Genomic DNA, 18,230 nt, shown 5'->3' with positions numbered 1-18,230 from the left:
GGAGCTCTGGAGCAAGGGAGGCCGGAATGTAGGTTCCCTAAATGCCTGCTGCTATATAGACGTAGGGCAGGCGTCCCGCCCCCCCGAAGGTCTAATGTCCTAACCTAAGTGCATACTGCTATAGCAGCAGTCATATTGGTTAAGACATTAATGACATGGCTTAAGGGGCTCATGCGCATCGGGCTCATGCGCATGGGAAAGACTCACAGCTTTTGCGTGATGCCCAATGCCCAATGCGATGATGCCCAATGCCCATGTACTAACCTAAGTGCATACTGCTATAATTTCACCGGCAGTGCCAAAAAACCAGCAGGGTGCGTTATTAACGCACCCTGCAGCTGGCAACCGGCACTTAATTTTGGCTCTCGTCATCAATCAGGGAGAGGGATTGGGCGCGGGACATTTGGGATGAAGCCCACCCTGAGCGCAGATATAGGAAATTTGCTGGGCGTTTAAATTTTTGGCGAATGAAAAGTCAACCCCCTTCAGGCCGGTAGAAGGCGCGGCGGGCGGCAGTTGAATAAATTGATCCGATTTAGCCGGCTTGACCTCCACAAAGGTCGCGCCCTGAAAATCTGCCCCTGCCAAATGAGCTCCCCGCAAATCCGCCCCCACCAGATCCGCGTTCCGCAAGCTGGCGCGCTCCAGCCCGGCACCGCTGAGATTGGCACCGGCGAGTCGCGCCGAAGACAGGTCAGAATTTTGCAGGTTGCTGCCACTGAAATCCGCTCCCGACAAGTCCGCCCCAAGCCATTCCGACTGGCTTAAATTCGCAGCTTGGAAGGAAGCCCCTTTCGCCGTCACCTGCCCGAGGCGAGCCCCCTGCAGGTTAGCCCCTGCCAGCTTAGCCTCCCCTAACTGAGCGCCCGTCAAGCTGGCATCGCTGAGCGCAGCTTGGCGCAGATCCGCTCCCAGCAGCTGAGCGCTGCTGAGATTCGCGCCACTCAAGCGGGCGCGGAACAAATTCGCCTTATTCAGCTCAGCTCGCATCAGGTTAGCCCGATTCATCAGCGCCAGGGCAAGTGTGGCGTCGTTGAAGTTCGCCTGTTTCAGCTCAGCGCCGCTCAGGTCCGCAATCCGGTCGTCGAACGTGCCAAAAAGGCCGTCCTCACCAGGATGGTAGAAGCGGCTCTCCCGAAAGCTGGCTCCGCTGAGGATAGAGCCTCTCAGCTGAATTCCTGACAGGTCCGCGTAGTCCAGCACCAGCGTGAACTGGCCAGGGCCAGAGGCGGTTTGGCCGAGGTCTAGGCGGCTGAGATCGGCACCGCCAATTTGCTCGTTGTAGAGAGTGAGAATTTTGGCGATCGTGCGCTGGGTCGTTCGCAGTCGCTGGGCAATCAAGTTTTGCTCTTCCTTGGAGCCCCCATAGCGCAGGGAGTCCTGGTCATTTTTCAGAGACTGGTTCAGCCGCTGCAAGTAGGGCAGGGCCTTTGGGCCGGTGCTCAGCAAAGCTTGCCCAATCGCATCCATCAGCTTTGGCTCAGTTTCCAAGCTGAGCATGTCCGCCAGCAGCTGAGTCGCCGCTTCCGGGTGTTCGATGCTGCCCAGGGCCAAAATCGCTCCCCGCCGCTCGTCCGGGGCGAACTTGCTCACCAGTGCCAGCAGCTTCTCACTGTCGAGCTGCTGCACCTGACGCCAGTTCACCTGACTTTGAATGTAAATTTGCGTGCCGGCAAAGGTGGCCAGCACCGCACTCACCCCGGCCACCGTGACTGTTACCAGCGTCAGGCCCGGGTTTTGGCGAATCCAGTACAAAAGTCCCGGTTTCGGCCACCGGCTGTCTTCCGGGGTCAGGACTAGGGCGGCGATCTCCGCATCCTCATCCGAAGCGCTAAAACTGTCGCGCACGGTCGAGCGCCCTAGCCGGGGAGCGTCAAACCGTTTGAACTTGGGAATACTTTCCAAGGTATCGACAGCAAACGTTCCCGCCAAGCGGTCGTGCAGGGTTCGGCCCTTGGCATCAAACCACACAGCACAGCTGTCTGCCAGCAGTATCAAACCGGCCAGTCCAGTGAGAATTCCCAAGTCCGGCACCGCCCCACTGTAGCGCCACACCAGGTACGCCAGTCCCAGGGGAAGTCCGGTGCGCCCTACTCCCTCGCGCAGCAAGGCTCGTCTCAAACCCGGAGCAGCGCCGGTCGCTGTCACCACTTGCAGCCCGAACAGGGCCTTGGGAAGGGTCCTGCCGGTTTTTCCCAGCAGGTAGATTTGCCAGCCGGCTGCCAGCACCGGCATCACCAGCGCCCCAGACCAAAACAAATTGGTCAGCGGCCCCACCTGTCGCGGACGCGCCCGCACGGGAAGGGAGAAGGTTTTGGCGAACGCCTCCTCCGCCACCGCCAGCAGCGGGTTGAGGGTAACTTGTTTGCCAAACAGGTGGGATTGAGTGTACAGACCGATGCTGTAAGGAACCAGCGCACTGGCTACAATCAGAGAAACTTCTGCTGCCCAGGCACCGCAGCGTCTGGCCAGAAGTGAGAGGGGGTGGGAGTGAACCTGAAACACCTGTTTGAAGGGACGAAAGCCTCTAGACGCGGTTGGGCTAGTCATCGGTATCTTTCACCGTCACGAGTCGTTACTGTTAGGGGCCTGGGGAGCTAGGAAGAATTTGTACGCTACATACACGAGGGCTCCCAGGACAGCCAGATTGAAAGCTAGGGAAATAAGCTTCACTACTGTACTTGCCAGTGACAGGCCGATCAGTGCACCGCCCACAATGACTGCCACTTGGCCGGCTGGGGCGAGTCCTCGATACCAGACGGTAAATTGACTGTACAGGGACTGCATCGATTCAGTTCTGTCAAAATGGGGCTGCAGGGGTGTTTGCTGATTGAGTTCAGCTTCCAGGTTTTCCAGTTGACGCTCTAGGCGTCGCTGCTCTTCAGGGTTCATGCTGTAAAATTCCAGGCAGATAGCGGATGCGACCCGATCCAACCACAAACGCTCAACCAGCACCCACGTGCCAGCAAGTCGCACGGTCGTAGCGACTCTACTATAGAAGAAAAACAGCCTCGCGTGTGGCTCCCCTCGCCGCAGTCACTTGACCCGTTTGGGAACCGGGACTGTTTGACTGGAATCAGCCCCCCGAGCGCTCGGCGGATTTCACCAATCAGCACCAGAGTATTTTAGCTGCTGGCTAGTCCTCTAGTTGGGGCGCTGACACCTCAATCGCCTTGACATCAATGGTGCCGGGAGGTGTCAGGCGCTGCAAATGACCCTGTTCCACCTGGAGCGGTTCGCCGCAGCTGGGGCACTGCAGTTGCGTCTTGTTCAAGGCGGCGATTTCGTAGCTGCAGACGGGACACTGGTCTTCAATCAGGTTGCGGCTCAACCACCAGCGCACCCCAAAAAATGCCAGCGCCGGCGCAATCAGAGCCAGCCCCATTAAAATCAAAATCGACTTGACCAGCCAGCCCAAGCCAATAGAGCCCAGCAACCAGATGACAAGCAAGGCAGTCAGCCAGTTGCCGGCGTCAGAGAAGTTGAATTGAAAACTTTTCCAGCTGTTCTGGTTCACGGGAATCTCCTGGCGCTCGCGGTTGGATATAATTCCATGCTAATCACAAATTTATGAGTTGTTTGACTCTCTCGGTGAAGGCATCCGTACCGAACCGGGTCAGGGTTTCCTGTCGCAACCACTCCCCCGAACACCGGCGGTCTTTCCCCTCCAGCATTTCCACACACGCCGCCGCTACCGCTTCCGGGTCGCGGTGCGGCGCTCGCCACCCCAGCCGGCCATCCTGCAAGGGGTCTGCTGAGCCATCGGCGTCCCCGGCGAGCACCGGCACCCCGCTTGCCATCGCCTCTAGATAGACGATGCCAAACCCTTCCTGGGACGGCATGGCGTAAGCGTCCGCCACCCGGTAGTGCGCCGGCAGCTCTTCTGCCCCCACGAAGCCGGCAAATACCACCCGATCCCCTACCCCTAAGTCTTGGGCCAGTCGCTCCAGCCTGGGCCGGTCGTCTCCCCGCCCAATCACTAAATACTTGACAGTTGGGATTTTTTGTGCTATGTGTGGCAGCGCCCGAATCGTCACATCCACACCTTTATAGATATCTCCTGACCACAGGCGGGCTACGGTCATCAGCACTTTGGAGCCGGCCAAACTGTAGCGCTCGACCAACGTTGGGTCTTTCTCGCCCGGGGTGAAGATGTCGCCACTCACCGCGCAGGGTAACATCTGGAACTTTTGCCGGTCTAGGTTATTGGCAGAGCAGGCTATATCTCGGCTGTAGCGACTGATCGCCCAAATGCTGTCTGCAAGTTTTAGCGCCCTTTGGTATGGAGGCGCTAGCGGCTCCCACACTTCTTTGCCGTAAGTGAGGACCGTGTAAGGAATTGCTAAGGGCTGGCACAGCAGCTGTACCAGCGGTGCCAGTTTGACGTGACCGCAGAAAACCCGTTGCGGACGCCGGCGCAGCAGACAGCCGAGCAGGGCGGCTCCCAGCCGCAGGCGTCCCAGCCAGGGGGGCAGGGTTTTCAGGTAGTAAAACTTTAGCAGGCCGGTGTTAAAGGGATTTGGGCATCCCGGACTGTCCCGCAGCAGGAAAACCTCGGCAGGACCGCAACCCACCGACAGATAAGCCCTGAGAATATCCTTGACATAAGATTGAATGCCGCCTTCTTGGGCAAAAATTTCTAAGAAAACGAAGACAGGGGTTGCCGGTGCGCTCAATTTCTGCTTCAAGGCTGTCTGTTATTGCAAATTTTACTTAAAATCACCAGGCAGTTCCCGCCATTCTCACACCGTTCGTAAACCACTCGGTCTGCCAAACGCCGCAGCAAGAACCAGCCATACCCGCCGGACTGGAGGGTTCCCGGATCTGGCTCTTTTATGGAATCAGGATTGAAGGGGTTTCCCCTATCCCAAATCCGAATTTCCAGCCGGTCGTCCCACAGCGCCACATCAATTTCGATGGGGGTTGCCGGTGGCAATTCTTGATGAGCGTGGCGGACGGCGTTGGTAAATCCTTCTGCTAGCGCTAAGTTGAGACAGTAGAGTTTTTCTTCTGACCATAAAAGCTGTGAGGTGTGTTTGAGAAAGAATCTCTCAAACCATTTTTGCACCTGGCTTAGGGCAGCCAAATCGCTCTGAACCGTCAGATGTTCTTGCTGCAACATTTCCGTGCACAGGCCAATAATTGATTCGGGCGAGCTAGTGCAGCAGTCTGGGAATTTTTCCATCCGCTAGTGGCGCAGGAACGCTCCTTGAGAAACGCTAGCTGAGCAGCGCCGCCGGCGGAGAGGTTCGGGGCTGTAGGCTAGGGGTTTAGGGGCTAAAAAATTTTCAGCGCCTAACCCCAGCTAGCCACCTCTTGAGGAGAGGGGGAGCGAAAGGAACATAGAAAAGGTTCCTCGCGGAAAACTGCCGGAATACACTAGATATATTTTCAGGAGTGGGTCGGTCAACTTTCAGTATAGCGAATTCGCTGTAATAGTGCAGTTAATTTTTATAAACTTATTTTAAAGAAAAAACAGCCAGCTATTAAGGAGTGACGCCTGTTCGGGTTTCAACAGAAGCGCACCCGCACTTCTATGAAACCTGACAGGCGTCAAATTTTAACCCGTTTCAGTCTTTTAGAACAGACCTAAGGTGAGGGATTTGTCAATCGGGAAAATAGCGCCGATCCCCAGCCAGAGGGTCACCAGGGTGCCAAACAGGAAGACAGCGGTGGCCACCGGACGGCGGAAGGGGTTTTGGAACTTGTTGACGTTCTCAATGAAGGGAACGAGCATCAGTCCCAGGGGAATCGCAGCCATAGAGGCGATCCCCAACAGTTTGTTGGGGAGAATGCGCAGGATTTGGAAAACTGGCCACAAATACCACTCGGGCAGAATTTCCAGAGGAGTGGCGAAGGGGTCCGCCGGCTCGCCCACCATTGCGGGATCGAGGACCGCCAGACCGACACAGAGGGCGATGGTGCCCAAAATTACCACAGGGAAAACATAGAGCAGGTCATTGGGCCATGCCGGTTCGCCGTAATAGTTGTGGCCCATTCCCATTGCCAGTTTGGCGCGCAGCTTGGGATCGCTCAAATCTGGCTTTTTCAGAGTTGCCATAGTTCTGCGTGTTCTCCTAAAAGGTTTTGCTTATTAGTGGCCGTGAGCTGTTAGCGGCTCAACACTAGCAGCTCACTGCTTAGCAATTTACAGGGGACCGGAAATCCCTTGCTTGCGGATCATCAAGAAGTGCAGCAGCATGAACACTGCAATCAGCCAAGGCAGCACGAAAGTGTGCAGGCTGTAGTAGCGGGTGAGAGTGCCTTGCCCAACGCTGGCACCGCCACGGAGGAGTTCTACAATCAGCGAACCGACCACGGGAATGGCTTCAGGGACACCGGAAACAATCTTCACGGCCCAGTAACCCACTTGGTCCCAGGGCAGGGAGTAGCCGGTGACGCCGAAGGAAACGGTAATCACGGCCAAAATCACGCCGGTCACCCAGGTCAGCTCGCGGGGCTTTTTGAAACCGCCGGTGAGGTAAACCCGGAAAACGTGCAGGATCATCATCAGCACCATCATGCTGGCAGACCAGCGGTGGATGGAGCGAATCAGCCAGCCGAAGTTGACCTCCGTCATCAGGTACTGCACTGACGTAAAGGCTTCCGTCACCGTCGGCTTGTAGTAGAAGGTCATGGCGAATCCAGTGGCGAACTGGATCAAAAAGCAAGTGAGGGTGATCCCGCCCAGGCAGTAGAAGATGTTGACGTGGGGGGGGACGTACTTGCTAGATACGTCATCAGCAAGCGCCTGAATCTCTAAGCGCTCCTGAAACCAGTCGTAGACATTGGCCATAGAGCAAGCGTTCCCAGAAATGTATTGCTGTTCATCAAGAATGTAACATAGTCTAAACAGGTTTTCATAAAGCCAAGCCACAACTGCTCGAAAACGATAGGGGGATTGAGGAAGGTTACTGACTGCCCAGCGCTTAACGCACCTGGAACCCTGGCGGGGTAAGGATTGTAACGCCCGCCACCCAATTGCGGTTTGGCCACCGGCGGCTTTGACGGTGGCTTCTCGTCACACATATCATATTTGTCTCATGCGCAAACGAGTTTTCTGGGTCGGACTTTTACTGGTACTGCTGATAAGCTTGGGATGGCCGGCAAGACCGGCAAGCGCCCTGACAGAGGAACAGCAACTGCTGTCGGAGGCGTGGCGGATTGTCAATCGCGCTTATGTGGACGACACGTTCAACCATCAGGACTGGTGGCAGGTGCGCCAGAAGCTGGTCAAGCAGCCGCTGAAAAATCGAGAGGCGACTTACGAGGCGATCGGCCAGATGCTAGCCACCTTGGACGATCCCTTCACGCGACTGTTAAAACCTGACCAGTACAACAGTTTACAGCTAAATACCTCAGGGGAGCTGACCGGCGTCGGGCTGCAAATTGCCCTCGATGAGGAAACCGACTATATACAAGTGGTGGCTCCGATTGACGGCTCACCGGCAGCCCGAGCGGGCCTGCAACCGCGCGATATCATCCTCAAGATAGATGACATTTCTACAGAAAACCTCTCTCTGGACGCCGCTGCCGCACGGATGCGGGGTCCGTCGGGCAGTCGCGTCACCCTGACGGTGAGGCGAGAGGGGAGCGCCGAGCCGCTAAAATTTCAGCTGCAGCGGGACCGGATTGCCCTCAATCCAGTGTACGCCGAGCTGCAGACTTCCTCAAGCGGCACGCCGATTGGCTACATTCGCCTCAGCCAGTTCAATGCCAACGCCACCGCTGAAGTGGCTCACGCTATCTCCCGTCTGCAGGGAGAGGGGGCGAAAGCCTACATTCTCGACCTGCGGAACAATCCGGGCGGTTTGTTGCAAGCCGGCATTGAAATCGCCCGCCTCTGGATCGATACTGGCACAATCGTTCACACCGTCAACCGGAAAAGGGTTTTGGGCAGCTTTGAAGCCTTTGGCGAAGCGCTGACTGACGCCCCTCTGGCGGTTTTGGTCAATCAGGGAACCGCCAGCGCCAGTGAAATTCTCGCCGGTGCCCTGCAAGATAACGGGCGGGCGCTGCTGGTGGGGGAAAAAACCTTTGGCAAGGGCTTGATTCAGTCCCTGTTTGACCTGTCCGATGGCTCTGGGCTGGCGGTAACGGTGGCTAAATACGAGACGCCAAACCACCGAGACATCCACAAGTTAGGCATTGTCCCAGACCGGGTGGTGCCCTTGGAGCCGGTGGGGCGCAGCCAGGTGGCGACGGAGGCTGACCGGCAGTATCAAGCCGCTGTGGAGTTGCTCAGCAAAGAGTCCGTAGTGGCTGATGCGGCTTAATGCAGAAACCGGGTTTCTCCAAGAAACCCGGTTTCTGCGTCTCACAGCTCAAATAGAAGCGCTGTTATCCCGCATCCGGCTCCTATTCCAGTTGCGCAACTGTCTGCGAGCAGGCAGGACAGTTGGGAGTGCCGGCTTACGTGTGAAAGACCGCCTCGCCACACTCCCAAAGTCCCAGCCGGTCTGGCACGCCGGGATTTTCGCTCTCGTCGCCAATCCCAACTCTCAACACTCAAATTTCAAGTCAGGCGCTATACGCATGTGCAAGTGACACACCGGCACATCGGGGGTGCTGCCGGAGTTTGTAAGCTAATGCTCAAAGGGTATAGGGGACTTTGAGTATGAAGACTCGCTTTTTTGCAGACCGTCAAGACAGCAGTGGGCAGCGGCAGCGCCGAACTGTTCCGTGCCGGCGCGCTCAGCAACCTCAGCTAGACTCCTCCCCCTCGCCAGAGAAAGCCAAAAGCCCGGTGGAGCCTGACGAGGTGGTGGCGCTCCGCCGGCAGTCCCGCGCCAAAGCCGAGCGGGGGCAGTACAGCGAAGCGATTGAGATCCTGACTGGGCTGATTTCCCGAGATCCCGCCAGTGCTGCCGATTACAGCAATCGCGGACTGATGTATTTCCAGAGCGGGGAACTTGACAGAGCCTTCGCCGATTACACCAGGGCGATCCAGCTGAACCCGCAATTGGCCAGCGCCTACAACAATCTGGCCAATTATTGCGCCGCCCGAGGCGATTTGCCGGCGGCCATGCTGAACTATGACAGGGCCATTGACCTCAACCCCGCGCACGTTCGGGCTTGGCTCAACCGGGGCATTACCTTGCGAGAGCTCGGACTGTACGAGCGAGCGATTGATAACTTTGACTTCGCCGAGAGGCTGGGCAGCCTCAAGGGCCACATCTGGGCGGAGCGAGGCCGCACCTATCACTTGATGGGTGAGTGGAACTGCGCCGTGGCCGACTACCGGCGGGCCAAAAGCCAGCTGCAGGAAGCGCCGGCGGACAACAGCGCGCTCGCTCGGGTGGAAATTTGGCTGAGCGACTTGCTCAAACCTTTGAGCGCTTAATCAATTCACCGCCCCTCAGCCTGAAAATCCTCTCGCCGGCTGGCCGGCACCGGCGCTCCTTGAGCCTCCTCTCGCCCGCCGGTGCGTGCCGGCGCGCTTTGGGCCTGGTTTTCCTGGAAAATAACCGGCAGCTGCGTGGGGTCCACCAGATGGCTCTGCTCCTGCATCACCCTTTTCATTTGTTGGGGATCGAAGGAGCGGCTGAAGTCCTCGCGCAATTGCGTGACTCGCCCTTCGGTCTGTTTGACTTCCGCTTGGATTTTCTGGAGTTTCTCGACCTCGGAGCGGTAATAGGGCCACAGTTGCGCTAGCGCCGAAGCCGCTGCGAAGGACAGCACGGCATTGACTGCCAGCTTGACAGTAGTTTCAGAGGCCATGACTCGGTAAGGGTGACTGCGCTGGCGGCGTTTGTCCTGACGATCGGCACGCCGGCTCGGTCCTGCAGGTTGCAAAGGGTGTCTTGAGGGTTCAGTGGCATTCATGGTCTCTTGAATTTCCGCGCTTTTAGCCGCGATTTCAACGGTGTTCGAGAAAAACCTCACCCTGCGCACGCCTGCAGTGGAGTCGCTCATCGGTCAAACCGCACTAGGGGAGAATACCTAAATTTTAGAGCGCTGGTTGAACTTCAACAGAGGGCGAGGGGAGCCTCCCTGGAGCCTTGACTCCCGGGTGCTCGCCAGCAATTTACAGTCGCTCGACCGAATTGCCTGGAAGCTTTGGAGTCAATTGCCCTGAAAGGCTCCCCGCCTGCGTCACTGGAACGGCTTTATTTGTACAGCTCTGTGGCCAGGCGGAAGGCCAAGAAGCCAGGAATCAGGGCGATGACGAGAGCGACGAAGACTTGAGTGTCGGATAGAGACATGGTTAAACAGCTCCTGTTGTTAGGGGTATTCGTTCACTAATTTCGACTAAATTGCCGATTTGTGGAATACTCTTGTTACAAGATGAAACAAAACGTGCGCTGCTGGCAAGCCGGCCCGCCGAAATCAGGGGGAAGCAGGCTTTTGTCCCTTTGGCTGTGCGGCAGACTCCCCTGATTAACGTTAAGCTTGTGAGGGTACTTGTCCTCTGCCCCAGTTTGGGCAGGCGCGCTTGTCGCTCTCGGGCACGCAACTCTCAGGCTCAAAGAATCCTTAATGCTGGATCGATTTACAGACTTCTACCCCAATTTCGGTGCTGACGCCTTTTTCCTGCTGGTCATTTTGGTGGCCCTAGAGGCGGTGCTGTCGGCTGACAATGCCATCGCGCTGGCGTCCATTTCCCAGGGCTTGGAAGATGACAGGCTACAGCGTCAGGCGCTCAACTTGGGTTTGCTGGTGGCGTTTGCCCTGCGGATGGCTCTGATTCTCACCGCTACCTGGGTGATTAAGTTCTGGCAGTTTGAACTGCTGGGTGCGCTCTACCTGCTGTGGCTGGCGTTCGAGCACTTTACCTCGGATCAGGGGAAGGAGGGGGAACACCACGGTCCGAGGTTTTCCACCGTCTGGCAAGCTATCCCCACGATCGCTCTGACGGATCTGGCCTTCTCTCTCGATAGCGTCACCACCGCCATCGCCATTTCTGACAAAACCTGGCTCGTCCTCACCGGCGCTACCCTGGGGATTATTACCCTGCGGTTTATGGCTGAGCTGTTCATCCGCTGGCTAGATGAATACCTCTATCTCGAAGATGCCGGCTACATCACGGTGGCCTTGGTGGGATTGCGGCTCCTGCTCAAGGTTGTCAATTGGGAATCGCTGCTGCCGGAGCCGGTGATGATTTTGGCGATCGCCGTGCTGTTCATTTGGGGATTTTCCAAACGGAAGCCGGAGAGCCCTGAAGCTGCCGGTGAGGCTGAAGACATTACAGAAGAAAAGCCTTGAACCTCAGCGGTCTCAAGCGACATACGCCTCGATTCCGCTGGAATCGTTTTTGTATTTTTGCCGCTGGCTCCGCTGAGGGTGAGAGCGATACAAGCGAATCTGAGGGAAGCGGTCACTGGCCAGTGACCGCTTCCCTCTATCTCTATTCGTAAATCCAGCTGCTGAGGGAGGGCTGCCAGCTGACTAATTCCTCTTCTTTGAACCAGAGGCTGATTTCCCGTTTGGCGGTTTCTATGGCGTCAGAGCCATGTATGAGGTTGCGGCCAATACTGATCCCGTAGTCTCCTCGAATGGTGCCCGGTTCGGAGGTGAGGGGATTGGTGGCACCGATGATTTTTCTGGCGGACGCAACAACGCCTTCTCCTTCCCACACCATCGCTACCAGTGGCCCAGAGGTGATGAAATCAACCAGTCCGGCAAAAAACTGTTTCTCCCGGTGGACGTCGTAGTGCTGCTCGGCCAGCTCCCGGCTGACTTTCATCAGCTTTAAACCCACCAGGGTAAAGCCTTTGGCTTCAAAACGGCGGATAATCTCGCCGACTAGCCCCCGCTGGACGCCATCGGGCTTGATTGCTAAAAATGTCCTTTCCAAACCGAACTCCTCGAACTGCATCAAATCACACAAAAATCATACGCTAGGAGTGTCGCTGCTAGTGAGGGCCGCTGACGGCGAGAACAAAAATCTGGTGTTATTTGAACCGCCGCCGTGAAGGAGCGCCAAGAGACTATTAATTCTATATTAACCTTTTGATTGCTCATTATTATTTGAATTTCAGAGCTATACAGATAAAGAGTTAAAAGAAAAGTATTCAAGCGTAAATCATGTCGGCACGGGGTGTGGCATGACGCCTTGCCGAAAATCTTCCCAATGCCCCATGCCCCAATGCCCCATGCCCCAATGCCCGCCGCCATGCCCCATGCCCCGACATTTATGCGGAGGGGCGATGCGATAAACTGTCTACTCTAAAGGTCATTGCGAGGTCACTGCTAGATGGGTTTGGAAACAACCACCGCTGATGCCGGTTTTGAGCAACTGTCAACCAAATCGCCCGGTAGCGTGGAAATTGCCCCACCGGCGAACGGACACCGCGAGCTGCTCGCCGGCACCCGCAAATCCTGGACAATAGAGAAAAGCGAGGAACTGTATCGGATTCGCGGCTGGGGGGAGCCTTATTTCTCAATTAATGCCAGAGGTCACGTCACTGTTTCGCCCAAAGCCGATCGGGGCGGCTCCCTGGATTTGTACGAACTGGTTGAATCGCTGCGCCAGCGGAACCTGGGGCTGCCGCTGCTGATCCGCTTTTCCGATATCTTGCAAGACCGGATTGAGCGGCTGAATGCCTGTTTTGCCAAAGCGGTCGCCCGCTACAACTATCCCGGAGTCTATCGCGGCGTTTTCCCGGTGAAGTGCAACCAGCACCGGCACTTGGTGGAAGAGCTGGTGCGGTTTGGCCAGCCCCATCAATTCGGGCTGGAAGCCGGCTCGAAGCCAGAATTGCTGATTGCGATGGCCACGCTGAAAACGCCCGGCGCGCTGCTGATCTGCAACGGCTACAAAGACCGAGAATACATCGAGACGGCCATGCTGGCCCTTCGCCTCGGTCAGACGGCGATTATTGTCCTCGAACAGCTCGAAGAAGTGCAGATGGTGATTGAGGCGAGCCGCCGGCTGGGGATCGAGCCGGTGGTGGGCGTCCGCGCCAAGCTCACCTCCAAGGGGATGGGCCAGTGGGCCGGCACCACCGGCGACCGCGCTAAATTTGGCCTGACGATTCCAGAAATTATCCAGGCGGCGGACGAACTCAAAGACGCCGGCTTGCTGCGCTCACTGCAGCTGCTGCACTTCCACATCGGCTCTCAGATTTCTTCCATTAGCGCCATCAAAGACGCTATCCGAGAAGCCAGCCAGATTTATGTCGAGCTGGCGAAATTAGGAGCCAATATGAAATATCTAGACGTCGGCGGCGGCTTGGCAGTAGACTACGACGGCTCTAAGACGAATTTCTACGCCTCTAAAAACTACAACATGCAGAACTACGCCAATGACATTGTGGCGGAGGTAAAAGAAGCGTGTGAGGAGCGCTCCGTGCCGGCACCGACCCTAATTAGTGAGAGCGGTCGGGCTCTGGCATCCCACCAGTCAGTGCTAGTTTTTGACGTTCTCGGTACGAGCGAGGTGCCCGCCGGCACACCGCCCCCCCTCGGAGAAAAAGAGCATCTAATCCTGCGCAATCTTTACGAAACTTACCAGTCAATTACCGCCGACAACTACCAGGAAGCTTACCACGACGCGATTCAATTTAAAGAAGAAGCGATTAGCCTGTTCAACTTCGGCTATCTCAGCCTGCGGGACCGCGCCCGGGCTGAGCGGCTTTACTGGGCGTGCTGCCACAAAATTCAAGAAATCGTCCGCCAGCAGGAGTTCGTGCATGATGATTTGAAATATTTAGATGATATAATGGCATCTATCTACTACGTCAATATGTCTGTCTTTCAATCGGCACCAGACACTTGGGCGATTGACCAGCTGTTTCCTATCATGCCCATTCACCGGCTCGATGAAGAGCCCACCCGGCGGGGCACTCTGGCCGACTTGACTTGCGACAGTGACGGGAAAATCGACAAGTTTATTGACAAGTCGGATGTCAAGCCGGTGCTGGAATTGCACCCGCTCAAACAAGGAGAACCCTATTACTTGGCAATGTTCCTCGCCGGCGCTTATCAAGAGATCATGGGTTCCCTCCACAATCTGTTTGGCAACGAAAACGTTGTGCACATCCAGCTGACGCCCAAAGGCTACCAAATCGAACAGGTTGTCAAGGGGGATACGATGACAGAAGTGCTGGGCTATGTCCAGTACGACTCTGAGGATCTGGTTGAAAGTATCCGCAAACAGACCGAGCACGCTCTGCAAGAAGGGCGGATTAGCATCCAGGAGGCTCAGCGGCTTGTGCAGAACTACGAGCGCTGTCTGAGCAGCTACACTTACTTGTCGTCATAATGGGGCGCTTAGGGAGAGAGCCCGGATTTTGCGCAGGACCGGCGTGGGACAGGCGTGGGACAGGCGGGACGCCTGTCCTACGTCTTTGGGGAGAAACCTTTCCTAAACTGGGTTGCCGTGTAATACGCATGTGCTAATATGTATTACAAGCCGGTGTCAGAGCTTTGACCACCGGCGAGCTGCCAGTTGCAAGGAGGTGGCCAAATGTACGCAAGCAAACAAACTGCCGGCAATTTTCTACAGCACCTGCGCGAGTGCGGCGAACCGTTTATCCTGCGGCGCAACGGCGCACCGGCACAGTGGGGCGACGAGTTGCCGCACCAGGACGTTTACCAGCTCAATCCCGAAATCTACGCTCTGTTCGCGGCGCACGAAGCCGTGCGCAACGAGCAGCGGGTGCGGATTTTGTTCCAGTTGCTGCGCTCATCCCGCGCCGGCCAGCCGGCAGAAGTCCGCCGCACCCTGGACCGGGTGAGCAATTTCCTGCTGGAAGTGCTGCACCCAGACGAAGTGCTGGCGGTGTTTCTGGCGCTGCGGCGAGTGCGGGCCAATCACAAACACACGTCGAGAGCAATCCTCAATTATATCCTCAATCACCCCCAGCTGGAAGATATGGCCGGCTGCCGGCGACCGGCGCTGGTGGACTGCTTGGAGCACGCGATGGGGAAAAATACGGCCCGAGCTTGCGCCAAGATGCTCTCGCCGGGGGCGGTGGCGGATGAAGCTTATTTGCGCCGGCACCTGCTGCGCAACGCCAGCGATCCCCAGCGGGTGAGGCGGGTGTTTGCCGCTCTTTACTCCAGCCCGCCACAAGCGGGCACCGGCTCGTACAAGCTAGCTGGCGCTAATTATGCCCAGCAGTTGCAGCCGGTGCGGGAGCGCCCCGCCACGGTCACCGCTACCAATCGGGGGGACATCTCTGCCACCCTGATTCACCTCTACGGGGGCGGGACTTCGAGTGAGCTGCAGGAGGCTTTGCAAGGCTATGTGGGCAGAGCCGCCGCCGGTCTGCCGCGATTTGCCGGCAAACTGGCTGTGGTGCTGGACGCTTCTGAGTCGGCGCGCGGCTATGGCCAGCGGGAATATTGCTGCGTCTCGCAGTCGGTTGCTTTGCAACTGGTGCTGGAAAAATGCTGCACCGAGGTGCGAGTCTTTCCGGTTGGCGGTTCTGGGCGGCTTCCCGCGCCAGAAGGCAATACCGATCTGGCGGGAGCTCTGCTGGATGCCCTGGAAAGCCAGCCGGATTTGGTGGCGATTATTTCTGACGGGTACGAGAATTTGTATCCTGGCGATTTAGCCAGAGTTGTCGCTACTTTGCCGCAGGTTGGTATCGAGACGCCGGTGGTTTTTTGCCACAGCAAGTTTACCAGCAGTGATGACCTGTCTTTGCGGCGACCGGCTCCTGATTTGCCCCAGCTGGAATTCTGGCATGAAGATGATTTTGAGCTGCTGCTGCTCCAGCTGTTCTCTATGGCTAGCCGGCAGGTGAGCGAGCCGGGATTGCGGCAGTATCTGCTGAAAAAACTCGAGGGGGTGGAAAAAGTATGGACTGCCAAAAGTTAGTTCCTCTGGAATTTGACCTTTCCCCGTACCAGTTTGGGACGCCGCAGCAGTCGGGGGCGATGGCGGTTGTGCCTATTTTTGGCCCGGACAGCAATGGCAAATTTGCCAGCCCCCTGTCTGGTTTGAAGCTGTCTGGTGTTATCGGTTATGGGAAAGTGGAACTGTCGAATCCCGCCAAAACTGGCGTGGCTATTGTTCCGCTGCATCTGGGATATATTCAAGACCAGGCGCAAAATCACGCGCTTTGCCGCTCGGCTTTTATTGCTGCCGGCAGGAAGGTTCTGTTTGAGGATGCTTGCTGCGTCCAGCAGTCTCAAGGGGGCTATTTGGAAGGTCGCGAGCAGTGGTTTTTTATCCTGCCGGTGCAGTTGCGCTTTCAGGCGCTGCAATTGCGGGGGCAGAAGGATTACAGCAAACTTTGGAATGCGATTGGGCGTCTGAACCGGCAGTTTGGCTTGCCGGACCGGGGGCACTTGGAGCAGATCCTGACGCGCCAGCGGGCGTATCTGACGCAATATCAGAGCCGGCTGGAGTTGCTGAAAGGTCAGACGGGGGCGCTGTTTTTTATTGGGGGCAAGTTGGCGGGTGTGGAGATATCTCCTTCTGCGGCTTATTTCCAGGAAATTTGGATGCCTCTGGTGTGTTTCTGCTACGGGAGTGCGGCGATGCGCTTGGAGAAAAAGGCTGCCGGTGAGCCTGCCGATCCGGTGCTGCCTTTTCCCGCTCGCACCCTGGGGGAACTGCGCGAGAATCTGCATGAAAGCCGGCTGCAATTTCAGGAAAAAATTCGCTCCCAGCTGGCTGAGACACCCCCGGAGAAGTTTGAGGTTCAGGAGGAGGAGCGCTTTCTCTCTCTGCGCCTGCACACGGCCACCGGCAATAATTTTGCGGGCCAGTTTGTGGAAGATGCCGGTCGGCTCGTTTGCGCTTCCCTTTTTGCTAAGCCAGAATTTCTTTCGGAAAAACCTTGACAGTTGTGAAAAGCGCGTGTTATGATAATTGACATCAGGAACTGAGTTGGGTGTGGCGTGCTAATCCCCCTGATTCCACATTTGGGAAGCTGCCCTAGAGGTGGCGCTGCACGCCTTCACGCTAACCGCCTGTCCTGATTTTAGCGGGAACTGTGCTAGGTTCAGCTATTGCCAAGGGGGCACCGGCGTTTTGTCTGCGCCGGCTTGAGGTTCGATTCCTCACCTCGGCTCTTATTGATCTCTGCCGAGGAGCAAAAGAAGTTTGCAGCGCTAGCCGCCAGTCCTGCTTAGCAATTATCACGATTGCTAAAAAGGTCGGAGCCTTAGGGTTCCGGCCTTTTTGGTATTGTTATAGCGGTTTTCAGTTGGATGAAGTAGGCATAAGAAACCCGGTTTCTTTAAGAAACCGGGTTTCTCAGTAAAGGAGGCAGAGCCTCCAGAGGGCGTTCCCAGGCAGAGCCTGGGAACGAGAGAATAGTAGCAATTACTTATTGACAGCTATAGCAAGATGTGGGTAAAAGACACCGGCTTCATTCGGCGGTAATCCACCGCCGAATGATTGCACCGGCTAATAGTTGACCGGCTCTCGGTACAGATAAACTTATAAGGGAGCCTTCGGCTTGACAAGTCATACTCATAATGACTACGCTAAAAGAAAGGTCAGTCCCAGTCAGTACCCTTTGATTCGTCCAGGAGCCAAATTGATGTTGCCCAATCGCGAAGGACAGAGAGTTCCCAACGTCACCTTCCGCACTCGCCAGAACAACCAGTGGGTAGATGTGACGACCGACGAACTGTTTGCCGGCAAGACTGTGGTTGTGTTTTCTTTGCCTGGTGCTTTCACGCCAACCTGTTCGTCAACTCATTTGCCGGGTTATAACGAGCTGGCGAAGATTTTCAAGGAAAACGGCGTGGATGACATTATCTGCATTTCCGTCAATGATGCCTTTGTGATGAATGAATGGGCGAAGAGTCAGGAGGCAGAAAATGTCAAGCTGATTCCTGATGGCAACGGTGAGTTTACTGAAGGCATGGGAATGCTGGTTGATAAAGCCAACCTGGGTTTTGGCAAGCGCTCGTGGCGCTATTCCATGCTGGTGAAGGATGGCGTAATTGAAAAAATGTTCATTGAGCCAGAGGAGCCGGGCGATCCTTTTAAGGTGTCTGACGCTCACACGATGCTCAACTACATTAACCCCAATGCCGAGAAGCCGAAATTGGTGACGCTTTTTGCGAAAGAGGGCTGTCCGTTCTGCGCCCGCGCTAAGGCGATGCTGACGGAACACGGTTTGGATTACGAACAAATTATTGTGGGCAAGCATGTTACCACTCGCTCTCTGCGCGCTGCTACAGGGGCGACAACTGTTCCTCAAGTTTTTATTGATGGGAAATTGATTGGCGGTTCTGAGGCGCTAGCGGCTTACTTCGGTGTGAAGTAGTAGTAGGGATAGGGACAGGCGAGACGCCTGTCCTACGTCCTAATTTAAGTT

General features: G+C 56.3%; 18 protein-coding genes. 8 read left to right on the top strand and 10 right to left on the bottom strand.

Going from position 1 to position 18,230, the window contains the following annotated elements; translation table 11 throughout:
- Positions 1–268 precede the first annotated feature (268 nt).
- Positions 269–412 carry a hypothetical protein gene (locus OSC10802_RS49325; protein ID WP_155967500.1) on the top strand — a complete coding sequence of 48 codons (144 nt, stop codon included), beginning with the start codon at positions 269–271 and terminating at the stop codon, positions 410–412.
- Here the strand turns inward: OSC10802_RS49325 and OSC10802_RS0109285 are convergent.
- The 7 genes from OSC10802_RS0109285 to petB form a co-directional block, all read right to left on the bottom strand.
- On the bottom strand, positions 376–2,550 hold the full coding sequence (locus tag OSC10802_RS0109285; protein WP_026098328.1) for a pentapeptide repeat-containing protein: 2,175 nt from the start codon (positions 2,548–2,550) through the stop codon (positions 376–378). The two genes, OSC10802_RS49325 and OSC10802_RS0109285, sit on opposite strands and share 37 nt — an antisense overlap.
- 15 nt (positions 2,551–2,565) lie before the next feature.
- Complete coding sequence (locus tag OSC10802_RS0109280) at positions 2,566–2,976, bottom strand: Z-ring associated ZapG family protein (RefSeq protein ID WP_155967498.1); 411 nt, start codon at positions 2,974–2,976, stop codon at positions 2,566–2,568.
- Positions 2,977–3,136: 160 nt separating this feature from the next.
- Positions 3,137–3,517: a hypothetical protein gene (locus tag OSC10802_RS0109275; RefSeq protein WP_017716504.1), complete on the bottom strand. Its 381-nt coding sequence runs from the start codon at positions 3,515–3,517 to the stop codon at positions 3,137–3,139.
- 43 nt (positions 3,518–3,560) lie between these two features.
- Positions 3,561–4,688, bottom strand: a complete 1,128-nt coding sequence (locus OSC10802_RS0109270) for a glycosyltransferase (RefSeq protein WP_017716503.1) — start codon at positions 4,686–4,688, stop codon at positions 3,561–3,563.
- Positions 4,685–5,185, bottom strand: coding sequence for an ATP-binding protein (locus tag OSC10802_RS0109265; RefSeq protein WP_017716502.1), 501 nt, complete (start codon positions 5,183–5,185; stop codon positions 4,685–4,687). Before OSC10802_RS0109265 ends, OSC10802_RS0109270 begins: the two co-directional genes overlap by 4 nt.
- A 393-nt stretch (positions 5,186–5,578) precedes the next feature.
- Positions 5,579–6,061 (bottom strand): cytochrome b6-f complex subunit IV, encoded by a 483-nt coding sequence (gene petD, locus OSC10802_RS0109260; protein WP_017716501.1) that lies wholly within the window; start codon positions 6,059–6,061, stop codon positions 5,579–5,581.
- Between the two features lie 87 nt (positions 6,062–6,148).
- Complete coding sequence (gene petB / locus OSC10802_RS0109255; protein WP_017716500.1) at positions 6,149–6,796, bottom strand: cytochrome b6; 648 nt, start codon at positions 6,794–6,796, stop codon at positions 6,149–6,151.
- A 247-nt stretch (positions 6,797–7,043) separates the two neighbouring features.
- Here petB and ctpA point away from each other — a divergent pair, with 247 nt between their 5' ends.
- A complete protein-coding gene (ctpA, locus tag OSC10802_RS0109250) occupies positions 7,044–8,276 on the top strand; it encodes a carboxyl-terminal processing protease CtpA (RefSeq protein ID WP_017716499.1) in 1,233 nt (410 codons plus the stop codon).
- Between the two features lie 341 nt (positions 8,277–8,617).
- On the top strand, positions 8,618–9,343 hold the full coding sequence (locus OSC10802_RS0109240; RefSeq protein ID WP_017716497.1) for a tetratricopeptide repeat protein: 726 nt from the start codon (positions 8,618–8,620) through the stop codon (positions 9,341–9,343).
- Between the two features lie 5 nt (positions 9,344–9,348).
- Here OSC10802_RS0109240 and OSC10802_RS52725 read toward each other — a convergent pair whose 3' ends face one another.
- Positions 9,349–9,915, bottom strand: a complete 567-nt coding sequence (locus OSC10802_RS52725) for a slr1601 family putative cell division protein (RefSeq protein ID WP_017716496.1) — start codon at positions 9,913–9,915, stop codon at positions 9,349–9,351.
- Between the two features lie 194 nt (positions 9,916–10,109).
- Positions 10,110–10,205 (bottom strand): photosystem I reaction center subunit XII, encoded by a 96-nt coding sequence (gene psaM / locus OSC10802_RS46060; RefSeq protein ID WP_071593293.1) that lies wholly within the window; start codon positions 10,203–10,205, stop codon positions 10,110–10,112.
- 274 nt (positions 10,206–10,479) lie between these two features.
- Between psaM and OSC10802_RS0109230 the strand changes: the two genes are divergently transcribed.
- Complete coding sequence (locus tag OSC10802_RS0109230; RefSeq protein ID WP_017716495.1) at positions 10,480–11,205, top strand: MeeY/MeeF family manganese export membrane protein; 726 nt, start codon at positions 10,480–10,482, stop codon at positions 11,203–11,205.
- Between the two features lie 142 nt (positions 11,206–11,347).
- Here the strand turns inward: OSC10802_RS0109230 and ndk are convergent, their stop codons facing one another.
- Positions 11,348–11,797, bottom strand: coding sequence for a nucleoside-diphosphate kinase (gene ndk / locus OSC10802_RS0109225; RefSeq protein ID WP_026098325.1), 450 nt, complete (start codon positions 11,795–11,797; stop codon positions 11,348–11,350).
- A gap of 399 nt (positions 11,798–12,196) precedes the next feature.
- Here ndk and speA point away from each other — a divergent pair, with 399 nt between their 5' ends.
- The 4 genes from speA (at position 12,197) to OSC10802_RS0109205 (ending at position 18,179) form a co-directional block, all read left to right on the top strand.
- Positions 12,197–14,206, top strand: coding sequence for a biosynthetic arginine decarboxylase (gene speA, locus OSC10802_RS0109220; RefSeq protein ID WP_017716493.1), 2,010 nt, complete (start codon positions 12,197–12,199; stop codon positions 14,204–14,206).
- 204 nt (positions 14,207–14,410) lie between these two features.
- Positions 14,411–15,769 carry a hypothetical protein gene (locus OSC10802_RS0109215; protein WP_017716492.1) on the top strand — a complete coding sequence of 453 codons (1,359 nt, stop codon included), beginning with the start codon at positions 14,411–14,413 and terminating at the stop codon, positions 15,767–15,769.
- Entirely contained in the window at positions 15,751–16,740 is a 990-nt protein-coding gene (locus OSC10802_RS0109210; protein ID WP_017716491.1) for an ARPP-1 family domain-containing protein, read from the top strand. The genes OSC10802_RS0109215 and OSC10802_RS0109210 overlap by 19 nt, the downstream gene beginning before the upstream one ends.
- Before the next feature lie 704 nt (positions 16,741–17,444).
- Positions 17,445–18,179, top strand: a complete 735-nt coding sequence (locus OSC10802_RS0109205) for a glutathione peroxidase (protein WP_017716490.1) — start codon at positions 17,445–17,447, stop codon at positions 18,177–18,179.
- Positions 18,180–18,230: the final 51 nt, after the last annotated feature.

This window comes from Kamptonema formosum PCC 10802 (assembly GCF_000332335.1).
GTDB lineage: Bacteria > Cyanobacteriota > Cyanobacteriia > Cyanobacteriales > Oscillatoriaceae > Oscillatoria.
The sequence above is the reverse complement of the archived record's forward strand: the minus strand, read 5'-3'. Positions and strand labels throughout refer to the sequence as shown.

What these genes read in the sequence shown, in the direction of transcription:
- OSC10802_RS0109285 (WP_026098328.1), bottom strand. Translation starts at nt 2,550, where the DNA reads ATGACTAGCCCAACCGCGTCTAGAGGCTTTCGTCCCTTCAAACAGGTG.
- OSC10802_RS0109265 (WP_017716502.1), bottom strand. Translation starts at nt 5,185, where the DNA reads ATGGAAAAATTCCCAGACTGCTGCACTAGCTCGCCCGAATCAATTATT.
- petD (WP_017716501.1), bottom strand. Translation starts at nt 6,061, where the DNA reads ATGGCAACTCTGAAAAAGCCAGATTTGAGCGATCCCAAGCTGCGCGCC.
- petB (WP_017716500.1), bottom strand. Translation starts at nt 6,796, where the DNA reads ATGGCCAATGTCTACGACTGGTTTCAGGAGCGCTTAGAGATTCAGGCG.
- ctpA (WP_017716499.1), top strand. Translation starts at nt 7,044, where the DNA reads ATGCGCAAACGAGTTTTCTGGGTCGGACTTTTACTGGTACTGCTGATA.
- OSC10802_RS0109240 (WP_017716497.1), top strand. Translation starts at nt 8,618, where the DNA reads ATGAAGACTCGCTTTTTTGCAGACCGTCAAGACAGCAGTGGGCAGCGG.
- OSC10802_RS52725 (WP_017716496.1), bottom strand. Translation starts at nt 9,915, where the DNA reads ATGAGCGACTCCACTGCAGGCGTGCGCAGGGTGAGGTTTTTCTCGAAC.
- psaM (WP_071593293.1), bottom strand. Translation starts at nt 10,205, where the DNA reads ATGTCTCTATCCGACACTCAAGTCTTCGTCGCTCTCGTCATCGCCCTG.
- OSC10802_RS0109230 (WP_017716495.1), top strand. Translation starts at nt 10,480, where the DNA reads ATGCTGGATCGATTTACAGACTTCTACCCCAATTTCGGTGCTGACGCC.
- speA (WP_017716493.1), top strand. Translation starts at nt 12,197, where the DNA reads ATGGGTTTGGAAACAACCACCGCTGATGCCGGTTTTGAGCAACTGTCA.
- OSC10802_RS0109215 (WP_017716492.1), top strand. Translation starts at nt 14,411, where the DNA reads ATGTACGCAAGCAAACAAACTGCCGGCAATTTTCTACAGCACCTGCGC.
- OSC10802_RS0109210 (WP_017716491.1), top strand. Translation starts at nt 15,751, where the DNA reads ATGGACTGCCAAAAGTTAGTTCCTCTGGAATTTGACCTTTCCCCGTAC.
- OSC10802_RS0109205 (WP_017716490.1), top strand. Translation starts at nt 17,445, where the DNA reads ATGTTGCCCAATCGCGAAGGACAGAGAGTTCCCAACGTCACCTTCCGC.